This window comes from Myxococcus stipitatus DSM 14675 (genome assembly GCF_000331735.1).
In the GTDB taxonomy this organism is placed as follows: Bacteria; Myxococcota; Myxococcia; order Myxococcales; family Myxococcaceae; genus Myxococcus; species Myxococcus stipitatus.
Window position 1 is genome coordinate 8,573,481 of sequence record NC_020126.1, and the last position, 12,228, is coordinate 8,585,708.

The 12,228-nt window shown below is 70.8% G+C and carries 10 protein-coding genes; 3 read left to right on the forward strand and 7 right to left on the reverse strand.

Going from position 1 to position 12,228, the window contains the following annotated elements; all coding sequences use genetic code 11:
* Positions 1-75: 75 nt before the first annotated feature.
* The 7 genes from MYSTI_RS33020 to fabI all read right to left on the reverse strand — a co-directional run bounded on the left by MYSTI_RS33020 (position 76) and on the right by fabI (position 7,315).
* Positions 76-1,149 carry a chemotaxis protein CheB gene (locus MYSTI_RS33020; RefSeq protein WP_015352182.1) on the reverse strand — a complete coding sequence of 358 codons (1,074 nt, stop codon included), beginning with the start codon at positions 1,147-1,149 and terminating at the stop codon, positions 76-78.
* Positions 1,146-3,299, reverse strand: a complete 2,154-nt coding sequence (locus MYSTI_RS33025) for a hybrid sensor histidine kinase/response regulator (protein ID WP_015352183.1) — start codon at positions 3,297-3,299, stop codon at positions 1,146-1,148. Before MYSTI_RS33025 ends, MYSTI_RS33020 begins: the two co-directional genes overlap by 4 nt.
* The gene (locus MYSTI_RS33030; RefSeq protein ID WP_015352184.1) at positions 3,289-3,834 is read right to left on the reverse strand and encodes a chemotaxis protein CheW; all 546 of its coding nucleotides are present in this window, start codon (positions 3,832-3,834) and stop codon (positions 3,289-3,291) included. Before MYSTI_RS33030 ends, MYSTI_RS33025 begins: the two co-directional genes overlap by 11 nt.
* Positions 3,831-5,060, reverse strand: coding sequence for a CheR family methyltransferase (locus MYSTI_RS33035; RefSeq protein WP_015352185.1), 1,230 nt, complete (start codon positions 5,058-5,060; stop codon positions 3,831-3,833). Before MYSTI_RS33035 ends, MYSTI_RS33030 begins: the two co-directional genes overlap by 4 nt.
* Positions 5,057-5,923: a response regulator gene (locus tag MYSTI_RS33040; RefSeq protein ID WP_015352186.1), complete on the reverse strand. Its 867-nt coding sequence runs from the start codon at positions 5,921-5,923 to the stop codon at positions 5,057-5,059. Before MYSTI_RS33040 ends, MYSTI_RS33035 begins: the two co-directional genes overlap by 4 nt.
* Positions 5,924-5,927: 4 nt before the next feature.
* Positions 5,928-6,323 carry a response regulator gene (locus MYSTI_RS33045; protein ID WP_015352187.1) on the reverse strand — a complete coding sequence of 132 codons (396 nt, stop codon included), beginning with the start codon at positions 6,321-6,323 and terminating at the stop codon, positions 5,928-5,930.
* 161 nt (positions 6,324-6,484) lie between these two features.
* Positions 6,485-7,315 (reverse strand): enoyl-ACP reductase FabI, encoded by an 831-nt coding sequence (gene fabI, locus MYSTI_RS33050; RefSeq protein ID WP_015352188.1) that lies wholly within the window; start codon positions 7,313-7,315, stop codon positions 6,485-6,487.
* A 290-nt stretch (positions 7,316-7,605) separates the two neighbouring features.
* Here fabI and MYSTI_RS33055 point away from each other — a divergent pair, with 290 nt between their 5' ends.
* The 3 genes from MYSTI_RS33055 (at position 7,606) to MYSTI_RS33065 (ending at position 12,083) form a co-directional block, all read left to right on the forward strand.
* Positions 7,606-10,488 carry a 2-oxoglutarate dehydrogenase E1 component gene (locus MYSTI_RS33055; protein WP_015352189.1) on the forward strand — a complete coding sequence of 961 codons (2,883 nt, stop codon included), beginning with the start codon at positions 7,606-7,608 and terminating at the stop codon, positions 10,486-10,488.
* Positions 10,478-11,692 (forward strand): 2-oxoglutarate dehydrogenase complex dihydrolipoyllysine-residue succinyltransferase, encoded by a 1,215-nt coding sequence (gene odhB, locus MYSTI_RS33060; protein ID WP_015352190.1) that lies wholly within the window; start codon positions 10,478-10,480, stop codon positions 11,690-11,692. Before MYSTI_RS33055 ends, odhB begins: the two co-directional genes overlap by 11 nt.
* Before the next feature lie 187 nt (positions 11,693-11,879).
* Positions 11,880-12,083: a cold-shock protein gene (locus MYSTI_RS33065; protein WP_015352191.1), complete on the forward strand. Its 204-nt coding sequence runs from the start codon at positions 11,880-11,882 to the stop codon at positions 12,081-12,083.
* Positions 12,084-12,228 lie beyond the last annotated feature (145 nt).

The window sequence follows — 12,228 nt, forward strand, 5'->3', positions numbered from 1 at the left end:
CCCGGAAAAACCGCGGGACGACACCCGCGCGAGCGCGGGGCCAGGACCTACGACTCGAGACAAGCAACCGGCGACTCATCGCCCCACCCCACCCTCGCCCCGCCCGCCTCCGGCGCGGAAGTTGAGCGGCACACAGCTCTGGAGGAGGAGCTCCGGCAGGGAAGACAGCGGCACGCCCTGGTCCGTCGCGCGAATCTCCAGCGCCGCGCGCGGCATGCCGTAGACGACGGAGGTGGCCTCGTCCTGGGAGAAGGTGACGCCGCCCGCCTTGCGGATGGCCAACAGGCCCCGCGCGCCGTCCTCGCCCATGCCGGTGAGCACCACGCCGCCGCTGCGCCGGCCGAAGGCCTGCGCCAGCGACGCCAGCAGGACGTCGCCGTTGGGGCACGGCCCGCCTCGGCTGGGCTGCATCCGCGCCAGGCCCGTGGAGTCCACCAGGAGGTCCTGGCCGTCCTGCGGGAAGTACACCCGCCCCGGCTCCAGCCGCTCGCCGTCCCGGGCCACATCCACCGTCAGCGTCGTCACCTGGGACAGCCACCGCACCATGCCCTGGGTGAAGCCCACGGTGATGTGCTGGGCGACGAGCAGCGGCACCGGCAGGTCCTTGGGCAGCTTGGACAGGAGCTCCGCCAGCGCGGGCGGGCCCCCGGTGGAGGCCACGATGCCGAACACATCCACCCGCGCGCCGATGGGCGGCGGCGTCACCGCGCCCGTGCGCGCGCGGCGGGAGATGACGGGCACCTCAGCCATGAGGCACACCGAGTGGGCCAGGTCCTTGCCCCACCGGCGCAGCTCCTCCACGTTGGTGACGTTGGGCTTGCCGATGAGCTCCAGCGCGCCGGCGCTCATGGCCTGGAAGCCCAGGTCCACGCCGCGCTGCTCGGCCACCGCGCTCACCACCAGCACCCGCGCGGGGGACTGGGACATGATGGCCGCGATGGCGGCCGGCCCGTCCAGGCCCGGCAGCAGCAGGTCCATGGTGATGACGTCGGGGCGCAAGAGCCGCGCGAGCTGGACGGCGCGGTTGCCATCTCCCGCGCGACCGACGACCTCGATGCGAGGGTCCTCGGTGAGCAGGGCCGTCAACGTGTTGGCCATGGTGGGCGAGTCATCCACCACCAGCACGCGAATGGGGCGACGGTTGTTCACGCGCGCCCTCCCCTGCGGCTCATCACGTCGAGCACCTCCGCGAGCAGCCGACCCGCGGCACACTCGCGCTTGCTGAGATATCCATCCGCTCCCGCAGCCATGCCCCGCTCACGCGCCGCCGCGCTGTCGTGCGCGGAGACGAGGATGACGGGCAGCGACGCCGTCTCGCGCTTCTCCCGCAATCGGGCGATGAGCTGTGTGCCGTCCATCTCTTCCATGTCCAGGTCGCAGATGACGACGTCGTAGGTGTCCGTCTGGAGCCGGTCCAGCGCCCGCGCCCCGCTGGCCGCCAGGTGCACGCTGAAGCCACCTGCCTCCAGCATGGCCCGGTGCAGCGCGCGCGCGGTGAGCGAGTCGTCCACCACCAGCGCCCGGCGCTGCGCCGTCACCGTCGTCTGGCCCGTCTCCGTCACCAGCCAGTCCGGCCGGCAGATGAGCAGCAGCTCGCCTCGGCTCAGCGTCGCCGCGCCCTGCCAGGCCGGGACGTCCCGGACCTCCGAGGGCAGCGGCCGGATGACCAAATCCCTGTCACCCACCACCGCGTCCACCCCCAGCGCCACGCGCTTGCCTCCGCTCTGCACGATGAGCAGCGGCTGGCCCTCCGCCGGAGGCGCCGAGGCCCGCAGGCCCAGCCGCGCGCCCAGGTCCACCACCTGCAACAGCTGCCCTTGGTACTCCAGGTGCGCCTTGCGCTTGCCGATGCGCAGCGAGTCCGCGCGCGCCAGCTGCGTGGCCTCCACCGCGAGCATCGGCAGGCCCACCAGCTGCTCCAGCGCGCGCACCACCAACACCGGCGAGCTGCCCAGGTCCACCGGCAGCGTCATCACGAAGCGCGTGCCCTGGCCCTGCGCGCTGTTCACCTCGATGCGGCCCTGCAGCGCCTCCACCGACGCACGCACGGCGTCCAGGCCCACGCCTCGGCCGGAGGTGTCCGTCACGTCGCTGCGCGTGCTGAAGCCCGGCCGGAAGATGAGGTCTCGCAGCTGGTTGTCGTTGAGCCGGTCGCCCTCGTCGGAGGACAGGAGGCCGCGCGACTCGGCCACCTTGCGCACCCGCGTCACGTCGATGCCCGCGCCGTCGTCCGCGCACTCCAGGAACAGGAGGTTGCCCTGCTGCTCCACGCGCAGCGTGAGCGCGCCCTCGTGGTGCTTGCCCGCCTTCTCGCGCGCGGACGGCATCTCCAGCCCGTGGTCCACCGCGTTGCGCAACAGGTGCACCAGCGCGCCCTGCAGCTTCTCCAGGAGGCGCCGGTCCAGCGACAGCTCCGAGCCCACCACCGACAGCCGGGCCTCCTTGCCCAGCTGCCGCGACAAGTCCCGCACCATGCGCTGGAGCGGGTCCAGGATCGTGCGCACCGGACGCGTGGTGATGGCCTTGAGGCCCTCCTCCAGCGCGTCGACGATGTCGCTCGTCTCCTCGCCATCGGTGCGCAGCAGGCGCGCCGTGCCGGAGAGCAGCGTGCGCGCCTCCGCCGTCTCCGCCAAGAGCCCCTGCCGGGCCAGCACCGTCACCACGCGCTCCAGCTCGCGGCCTCGCTCCTCCACGCGCAGGCGCACCTCGCGCAGCCGCTCCACCTCGCGCATCAGCGCCGTCACCTGCCGCGCGCCCACGCGCCAGCCCGTGTCCGCCGACTCCGGCAGCGCGTCCGGGTTCATCGCCAGCGCGCCGTCCGGCGACGCCTCCTCCTGCGCGCCCAGGGGCGACACCGCCGCGTCCGCGGGGACGCTCGCGCTCACCTGTTCCGGCGCGGGCCCCTCCGCCACCAGCTGCGCCAGCGCGGCGGCGGGGTCCGGCAGCGCGTCACCGCGTCCGTCCGCGTGTGCCTGCGCGCGCAGCATGAAGAGGTCCAGGCCGTGCAGCAGCACGTCCACCACGGACCGGGGCATCTTCCGCGCGCTGGCCTTGAGCGGCGCGAGCGCGTCCTCGAGCTTGTGGGCGATGTCGCCCAGGTCCTGGAGCCCCAGGCTGGACGCGCTGCCCTTGAGGGTGTGCAGGTGGCGGCCCAGCCGGACGTAGAGCTTGCCGAGCGCGGCCGCGTCCAGGCCCTCGCGCTCCAGCTCCAGCAGGTCCATGGTGACCTTCTGGATGACCTCCTGGGCCTCCACGGCGAAGCCCGTCACCAGGCCTTGCAGCATCGGGTCAACGGGCATTGCGTCCTCCCGTCGAGCGCACGGCGAACAAGCGCTTGAGGTCGATGAGGTGGATGAGCTGCCGGTCGTGCGTGAAGACCTCCGTCACCGGCCCCTCGGCCCGCACGCGCGCGGCCTCCACCGCGCTCATCGGCAGCGTGGTGGGCCGGGGAATGGCCTCGCAGTCCAGCGCGCACAGCTCGCCGTCGCCGCGGTCCACCACCAGCAACACCGCCGGGTCCTGCCGCCAGCCGTGCCCGCCCAGCATCGACGCCAGGCTGAGCGCGGAGAGCACCTGGCCCTGGAAGCGCAGCACGCCCACGACGTGCGGCGCGGACAAGGGCACCGGCGTCACCATCCGCAGGGGCAGCGCCGCGCGCAGCATCTCCAGCGACAGCGCGTAGCGCTCCTCGCCCAGGGGGAACTCGGCAATCCAGTGCACCGCCTCCTCGACGGTCGTCTCGGCCTGCTCCCGCAGGCGCGACGCGCGGCGCTCCAAGAGCTCCGCGGCCTCCTGTGCCTGGGCCTCTTCCATGCTCCGGGGAAGGATTTTCATTCGAGCGCCCCCTGGTTGAGGTAGGCGTCGGCGGACGCCTGATAGAACCGCGCCGGCAGCGCCTCCGGCCCATCCACGAGCTGGTCCGGCGCCAGCCGCTCGGCGCGCATGCGCAGGGCGCGCATCAGCGGAACGGCCGCCTCTCGCGCGCCGGAGCGCTCACGCAACAGCGCCAGCTCCAGCAGGCCCGGCAGGTAGTCGGGAGCCTGACGCACCAGCGACTCCAGCACCGCCAGCGCCCCGTTCGCGTCGCCTTCCTCGATGCGCTCCAGCGCATCCAGGTGCAGCCGCGCGGGCGGCGGAGGCGGCGTCACCTGCGCGGGCACGGGCGGGGGCGCGGCCTTCGGCCTGCGCACGGGAATCACGGGTGGAGCCACGCGCTCCATCACCCGAGCCACCGGCGCGGGCGTGGCGGACTCCCCCGGCCCCAGCAGGCGGAACGCCTGGAGCTCCGGAGGCCCCTCGCGGACCATGCCCGCGGGGACCCGGTCCGCCTCCACCGCGCCCAGGAAGAGCAGCCCGCCGGGGTTGAGCGTCCGCGCGAGCAGCGCGATGGCCGCGTCGCGCGCGGCCGGGGAGAAGTAGGTCAGCACGTTGCGGCAGAGGATGAAGTCGAAGCGGCCGAAGCGCTCGGGCAGCGGCGCCAGCAGGTTGGACTGCGCGAAGGAGGTGATGCGGCGCACGACGGGAAGAATCGTCACCTGCCGGTCCGCCCCATCCAGGTAGAGCGGGAACAGGCGCGGCGCGGACTCGCGGCGGGACCAGGTGCCGTAGGAGGCCCGGCGCGCCGTCTCCAGGCTGGCCTCGTGCAGGTCCGTGCCCATCACCTCCACCGGGAAGCCGTGGGCGACGGAAGCCTGCAGCGCCGCGGCCAGCGAGTACGCCTCTTCGCCCGTGGAGCAGCCCGCGCTCCAGCCGCGCAGCGCCAGCGCGCCTCGCCGCAGCGCCGCGGGCACGCCCTCCTGGGAGATGTAGCGGAAGTGCTCCGGCTGCCGGAAGAAGTACGTCTCCCCCACCAGCGCCGCGCGCACCAGCGTGTTGGCCAGGGGCGACTGGGGGAACAACATCTCCCCCAGCAGGTCCGCGGACGAACGGCCTCGCGCCAGCTCACCGCGCACCACGCGCTCCATGGCCTCCGCGGCGATGGCGTCCTCGCGGAAGCCCGTGATGGATGACACCACTTCCCGCGCCCGGGACAGAAGCCGCGGGTCAAGCTCTGCGCTCATGCGCTCCGCCCGGCCTCCGCGGCCTCCACCATCTTCGGCAGCTCGCGCAACAGCCCACGCCCCACGAACACCTTCGGGTCCAGGATGGGCAACAGCCGCCCGCCCACGCGCAACATGCCCACCAATCCCTCGCGCAGCGGGCCATGGTCCGCCCCTCCCACGCGCTCCCTCCGGTCGATGTCCGCCGCCCCGAACTCCTCCGGGTCCTTCACCGTGTCCACCGCGAGCGCCAACGCCACGCCCTCCACCTGGATGACCACCAGCATCCGCTCCACGCGCGGCAGCGTGTGCTCCACGCCCAGGCGCCGCGCCACGTCCAGCACGCACAGCGCCTCGCCCCGGACCTCCACGTACTCGCGCAGGTACGAGGGCGCCGTGGGCAGCGGCCGCGTCGCGGGCTGCAGGAGCACCTCGCGCACCGAGTCCAACGGGATGGCGAACTCCAGCGTGCCCACCGTCACCCGCAGCACCAGCAGCGAGCCGGTGCGCGCTCGGCGGCGGGAGCTGGCCAGGGCCTCGCCCACCGCGAAGAGCAGCTCGTCCGCGCGGAACGGCTTGGCCAGGAACGTCTCCGCGCCCAGCCCCAGGCACGCCTCCGCGCGCGACTTCTCCGAGGAGATGATGATGACGGGGATGTCCGCCGTGGCGGGGTCCGCCTTCATCCGCTGGAGGACCTCGTCACCGTCCATCTCCGGCATGGACAGGTCCAACAGCACCGCGGCGGGCTGCAGCCGGGAGACCTTGTCCAGCGCCTCGCGGCCGTTGCTGGCCGTGTGGATGGTGTAGTGGCCGGAGAGGATGGCGCGCTCGAGCGCCAGGATGGCGTCGCTGTCGTCGACGAGCAGCAGGGACGGCAGGCTCACGGCATCAGGCCTTGGACAGGAACTGACGGACGGTCTCCGTCAGCTCGTGGTGGGACACCGGCTTCTGGATGAAGGCATTGGCGCCCGCCTCCGTGCCGCGCTGGCGCAGGTCCACGCTCTTCTCCGCCGTCAGCAGCAGGATGGGCACCGAGCGCAGCTGCGCGTTGCGGCTGGCCCGCACCTCCTTCACGAAGGTGATGCCATCCATCCCCGGCATGTTGATGTCGGCGATGACCAGGTTGACGGGAACGAGCTGGAGGATTTTCAGGGCGCGCGCCGCATCGTCCGCCTCCAAGGCCTCGACCCGGAGGTTCATGAGGTAGATCTTGACGATGTTCCGAACGGTCGGGCTGTCGTCCACCAGCAAGACCTTGGCGCTGTTGGTGCTGTTGGTGCTCACGGTGCCACGGCTCCTGCGCACGGGGCCGCCCAACGCGGGTCACCCCTGCGATACGTTGGAGACTCTACCGTGAGGGCTCCCACGGGAGAAAGCAGGACACCCGCCCACTCCGACAAAGGTGGGCAGGTGCCGAATGACCTGGGGCTGCTCGAGCCCTCGGCCTACGGGCTGGGCGGCTTGGTCGCCGCCGGAGGAGCACCTTCCGCCGCCTCGGGGGGCACTGGCGGTGCGCCAATGGCGTGGTAGCCACCGTCCACGTGGATCATTTCGCCCGTGGTGGAGGGCAGCCAATCCGACAGCAGGGCACACGCGGTCCGGGAGACCATGTCGTGGCTCGTCTTGGAGTTCCAGCCCAGGGGCGCCTGCTGACCCCAGTACTGCTCCAGCACCTTGAAGCCAGGGATGCCCTTGGCCGCCATGGTGGACAGCGGCCCCGCGGCCAGCGCGTTCACCCGGATGCCCTTGGGGCCCAGGTCCCGCGCCAGGTAGCGCACCGTGGACTCCAGCGCGGCCTTGCACACCCCCATCCAGTCGTAGATGGGCCACGCCACGCGGTTGTCGAAGTCCAGCGTCACGATGGAGCCGCCCGGCGGCATCAGCGGCGCGCACGCCACGGCCAGCTCCTTGAGGGAGAACGCCGAGATGCGGAACGCCGTCTGCACACTCTCCCAGGGCGTGTTGAGGAAGTTGCCGCCCAGGGCGTCGTCCGGGGCGTAGGCGATGCCGTGCAGCACGCCGTCCACCCGGTCCCAGCGCTTCTGGATCTCCCCCGTCAGCGCGGCGAAGTGCGCGGGGTTGGTCACGTCCAGCTCCAGCACCTCGATGCCCGGCTTGAGCCGCTTCGCGCTGCGCTCCGTGAGCGACAGGGCCCGGCCAAAGCCCGTCAGGAGGATCTCCGCGCCCTGCTCGAGCGCGTGCTCGGCGATGCCGAAGGCGAGGGACTGGGGCGTGAGCACCCCGGTGATGAGCAGCTTCTTGCCCTTAAGCAGCATGTAAACCGCCTCGTGGGAGGGGAAGGTTGAAGAGCGGGCTGTCTAGCACTCCTTTCGACCGAAACGGGACGAAACGGGCGCGGGGAGTCCCCGGGTGTCAGGGTCTTCCCATCCTGGGAAGGAAGGGACCTTCCGGCCCTGGGATTTCCGAGGTGAAGCTGGGCTCAACAGGAGCATGAATCCACCTGCTCCGCTCAAACCGCCCCCGGCCCTGCTATGCCTCCGGTAGGCCACAAAGATGCCTTGAAAAACCCCCAACGGGGCGGCCTTCCAGTAAAAGACGACACGCCATGGCGAACTTCCAGGACACGTTCCTTTCCGGCGCCAACATCGACTTCATCGAGGGGCTCTATGCCCGCTACCTCGAGGACCCCTCCAGCGTGGACGCGAGCTGGCGGGAGGTCTTCGAGCGGAACGATGGTGCCGGCCGTCCCATCTTCAACACGAAGCTGCTGGAGGTGCCCGCGCCGGCCGTTCAGCCTGGCAAGAATGGCAAAGCCGCCGCCAAGGAGGCTCCGGCGGCCGCCGCGGCCCCGGCTCCGGCGGCGCCCGCGGCCGCGCCCTCCCAGGCGCTGGAGCTGCAGTCCAAGGTGGACCAGACGCTCTTCGCCTTCCGCCTGCGCGGCCACCTGCGCGCCCGGTTGGATCCGCTGGACCGTCCGCGCCCCGCGCTGGAGCACATCGCGGACGTGGGCATGGTGGATGACGGCCACTTCTCCGCGCGCGAGCGCGAGCAGGAAGTGGAGAGCAGCGGCGCCTTCGAGCAGCAGCGCGTGAAGCTGGGCGACCTGCTCAACCGCCTGCACCGCACGTACACCGGCAGCATCGGCGTGGAGGTCATGCAGATTCTCGACAGCCAGCGCCGCCGCTGGCTGATGCAGCGCATGGAGCACAGCGAGAACCACACCGCGTTCTCCGTGGATGACCAGCGCCACATCCTCACCAAGCTCTCCTACGCGGAGGGCTTCGAGAACTTCCTGCACACGAAGTACGTGGGCGCCAAGCGCTTCAGCCTGGACGGCGGAGAGGCGCTCATCCCCATGATGGACGCCATCGCCGAGGTCGGCGCCAGCCTGGGCCTGAAGGAAGTCGTCATCGGCATGGCCCACCGCGGCCGCCTCAACGTGCTGACGAACATCCTGGGCAAGCAGCCCAGCCAGATCTTCAGCGAGTTCGACGGCCCCAAGGACCCCAAGGCGTACCTGGGCCGCGGCGACGTGAAGTACCACATGGGCTTCTCGTCGGACCACGTCACGCGCCAGGGGAAGAACGTCCACCTGTCGCTGGCCTTCAACCCCAGCCACCTGGAGGCCGTCAATCCGGTGGTCGAGGGCCGCGTGCGCGCCAAGCAGGAGCGCTTCGGCGACACCGAGCGCGTGGGCGTCATGCCGCTGCTCATCCACGGCGACGCGGCCTTCATGGGCCAGGGCGTCGTCGCGGAGACTCTCAACCTGTCGGGCCTCAAGGGCTACAACACCGGCGGCACCCTCCACGTCGTCATCAACAACCAGGTCGGCTTCACCACCGACCCGCATGACTCCCGCTCCTCCATCTACGCCACCGCCATCGCGCAGATGCTGGACATCCCCATCTTCCACGTGAACGGAGATGACCCGGAGGCGTGCGTGCACGTGGCGCGGCTGGCGGCGGAGTACCGCCAGACGTTCCACAGCGACGTGGTCATCGACCTCATCTGTTACCGCCGCTACGGCCACAACGAGGGTGACGACCCGTCCTTCACGCAGCCGGCGATGTACGACCTCATCCGCAAGCACCCGACGGTGCGCACGCTCTACGCGAAGACGCTCGCGGAGCAGTCGCGGATTCCGGCCGAGGAGTCGGAGGCCATCAAGCAGCGCTGCCTCCAGGAGTTCGACGCGGCGCTCGCCCGCGCGCGCCAGGAGAGCCAGTTCAAGGAGCCCAGCGCGCTGGAGGGCCTGTGGAAGACGTACCAGGGCGGCGTGCAGAAGAACGCCCCCCAGGTGAAGACGGCCGTGGAGAAGGCCACGCTGCGCGACGCGCTCCAGCGCCTGTGCGCGCTGCCCGAGGGCTTCCACGTCCACCGCGACGTGGAGCGCACCGTCATCAAGAAGCGCCTGGGCATGCTGGACAGCGAGGAGCTCCAGTGGAGCGAGGGCGAGTCGCTCGCGTACGCCACCCTGCTGGCGGAGGGCCACCCGGTCCGCCTGTCCGGCCAGGACTGTGAGCGCGGCACGTTCAGCCACCGTCACGCGGTGCTGCACGACGTGCAGACGGGCACCGAGTACACGCCGCTGCAGCAGTTCTCCACCGGCCGCGCCCGCTTCCAGGTCGTCAACAGCGCCCTGTCGGAGATGGGCGTGCTGGGCTTCGAGTACGGCTACAGCCTGGACGTCCCGGAGGGCCTGACCATCTGGGAGGCCCAGTTCGGCGACTTCGCCAACGGCGCGCAGATCATCATCGACCAGTTCATCGCCGCGGGTGAGAGCAAGTGGCGCCGGCTCAGCGGCGTGACGCTGCTGCTGCCGCACTCCTACGAAGGCCAGGGCCCGGAGCACTCCAGCGCCCGCCTGGAGCGCTTCCTGGACCTGTCCGCCGAGGACAACATCCAGGTCTGCTACCCCACGACGCCCGCGCAGATCTTCCACCTCCTGCGCCGCCAGGTGCTGCGCCCGGTGCGCAAGCCCCTGGTCATCATGTCGCCCAAGAGCCTGCTGCGCCGGCCGGAGGCCACCAGCAAGCTGGAGGAGCTGGCCACGGGCTCATTCCAGGAGGTCATCCTGGACAAGGTCGCCCCGGCGGGCGTCACGCGCCTGCTGCTGTGCAGCGGCAAGGTCTATTACGACCTCGTGAAGGCCCGCGACGAGCGCAAGGACGACAGCATCGCCATCGTCCGCCTGGAGCAGCTCTACCCGTTCCCGGGTGACGAGCTGGCCAGCCTGCTCTCCAAGCTGCCGAAGCTGACGGAGATGTACTGGGTGCAGGAAGAGCCGAAGAACGCCGGCGCGTGGCACTACATGTTCCCGCGCATGCACGACCTGGTGTCGTCGCGCTCGCAGCCGCAGGTGAAGTTGGGGTACATCGGCCGCGCGGAGGCCGCCAGCCCCGCGACAGGCTTCCCCAAGACTCACGAAATCGAGCAGCAGCTCATCATCGAGGAAGCCATCTTCCGAGGGACCAAGCATGGCCGTTGAACTGAAAGTGCCCCCCCTGGGTGAGTCCATCACCGAGGCCGTCGTCGGCAAGTGGAACAAGAAGGCCGGTGACGCGGTGACGGCGGACGAGCCGCTCGTCGTCCTTGAGACCGACAAGGTCACCATCGACGTGCCCGCTCCCGCGGCCGGCTCCCTGGCCAGCGTCGCCTTCAAGGAGGGCGACAAGGTGCGCGTGGGTGACGTGCTCGGCCTCATCGAGGCCGGTGCCGGCGCTCCCGCCGCCAAGCCCGCCGCCGCTGCTCCCGCCGCCCCGGCTCCGGCTCCCGTGGCCGCCGCCGCGGAGGCCTCGGGGGGCTCGGATGCCCGCATCACGCCGACGGCCCGGAAGATGGCGGAGGAGAACAAGCTGGACGTCTCCCAGCTGAAGGGCAGCGGCACCGCGGGCCGCATCACCAAGGAGGACGTGCTCGGCCAGCTCAACCGCCCGACCGCGCCCTCTCAGCCCGCCGCCCCGGCCACGCCCGCGGGCCCCCGCCCCAACGCCGCCCGCGAGGAGCGCGTGCGCATGACGCCGCTGCGCAAGCGCGTCGCGGAGCGCCTGGTCCAGGCCCAGTCCACCGCCGCCCTGCTCACCACCTTCAACGAGGTGGACATGGGCGAGGTGATGGCCCTGCGCAAGAAGTACAACGACAAGTTCCTCGCGAAGCACGGCGTGAAGCTGGGCTTCATGAGCTTCTTCGTCCGCGCGTCCATCGAAGCCCTCAAGGCCTTCCCGCAGGTGAACGGGGAGATTGACGGCGAGGACGTCATCTTCAAGCACTACTACGACATCGGAGTGGCGGTGAGCGGCAGCCGCGGCCTGGTCGTCCCCGTGCTGCGCAACGCGGACAAGCTGTCCCTGGCGGAGCTGGAGAAGGGCGTCGCGGACCTGGGCACCCGGGCTCGCAACGACAAGCTGGGCCTGGCGGACCTCCAGGGCGGCACCTTCACCATCACCAACGGCGGCATCTTCGGCTCCATGCTGTCCACGCCCATCATCAACCCGCCGCAGACGGGCATCCTGGGCATGCACAACATCGTGGAGCGCCCCGTCGTGCGCGACGGGCAGATTGTCATCCGCCCCATCATGTACGTCGCCCTCACCTACGACCACCGGCTGATTGACGGCCGCGAGGCCGTCCAGTTCCTCGTGCGCGTCAAGGAGTGCATCGAGGACCCGGAGCGTCTGCTGTTGGACGTCTGACGCACCTGACGCGCCGCGCCGAGCAGTCCCAGGGAGGCCCGAGCACATCGAAACTCGGGCTTTCCGGGCCGCTGGCTGGACTTCGGGGCAGGCGTTTCACTACAAATGGACGTGTCTCCCGGTCGTCGGGGGGCGGGAAGAACGGGCGGCTCTCATCACGTCGCCCCGCAAGACTGAAGGAAGAGCAATGGCAACCGGTACCGTGAAGTGGTTCAACGACGCGAAGGGCTTCGGCTTCATCACCCAGGACGGCGGGGGCGAGGACGTTTTCTGCCACCACACCGCCATCAACATGGATGGCTTCCGCACCCTCGCCGAGGGTCAGAAGGTGGAGTTCGAAGTGACGCGTGGCCCCAAGGGCCTTCAGGCGCAGAACGTTCGCGCGGGCTGAGTCGTCGATAGCCAGCATCACCCCTTCCCCGCGAAGGGTGGATGAACTGAGGCCCGGCCCCGCACCAGGGAACCGGGCCTCTTGCTTTGCGGGGCACTGACGCTCGAGGGAAGCCCCCGGGCCGCGCGGGCCCGGGGACCTCAGA

Excerpts from the sequence above, each read along its gene's own strand:
- odhB (WP_015352190.1), top strand. The coding sequence starts at position 10,478 with ATGGCCGTTGAACTGAAAGTGCCCCCCCTGGGTGAGTCCATCACCGAG.
- MYSTI_RS33030 (WP_015352184.1), bottom strand. The coding sequence starts at position 3,834 with ATGAAAATCCTTCCCCGGAGCATGGAAGAGGCCCAGGCACAGGAGGCC.
- MYSTI_RS33025 (WP_015352183.1), bottom strand. The coding sequence starts at position 3,299 with ATGCCCGTTGACCCGATGCTGCAAGGCCTGGTGACGGGCTTCGCCGTG.
- fabI (WP_015352188.1), bottom strand. The coding sequence starts at position 7,315 with ATGCTGCTTAAGGGCAAGAAGCTGCTCATCACCGGGGTGCTCACGCCC.
- MYSTI_RS33035 (WP_015352185.1), bottom strand. The coding sequence starts at position 5,060 with ATGAGCGCAGAGCTTGACCCGCGGCTTCTGTCCCGGGCGCGGGAAGTG.
- MYSTI_RS33065 (WP_015352191.1), top strand. The coding sequence starts at position 11,880 with ATGGCAACCGGTACCGTGAAGTGGTTCAACGACGCGAAGGGCTTCGGC.
- MYSTI_RS33055 (WP_015352189.1), top strand. The coding sequence starts at position 7,606 with ATGGCGAACTTCCAGGACACGTTCCTTTCCGGCGCCAACATCGACTTC.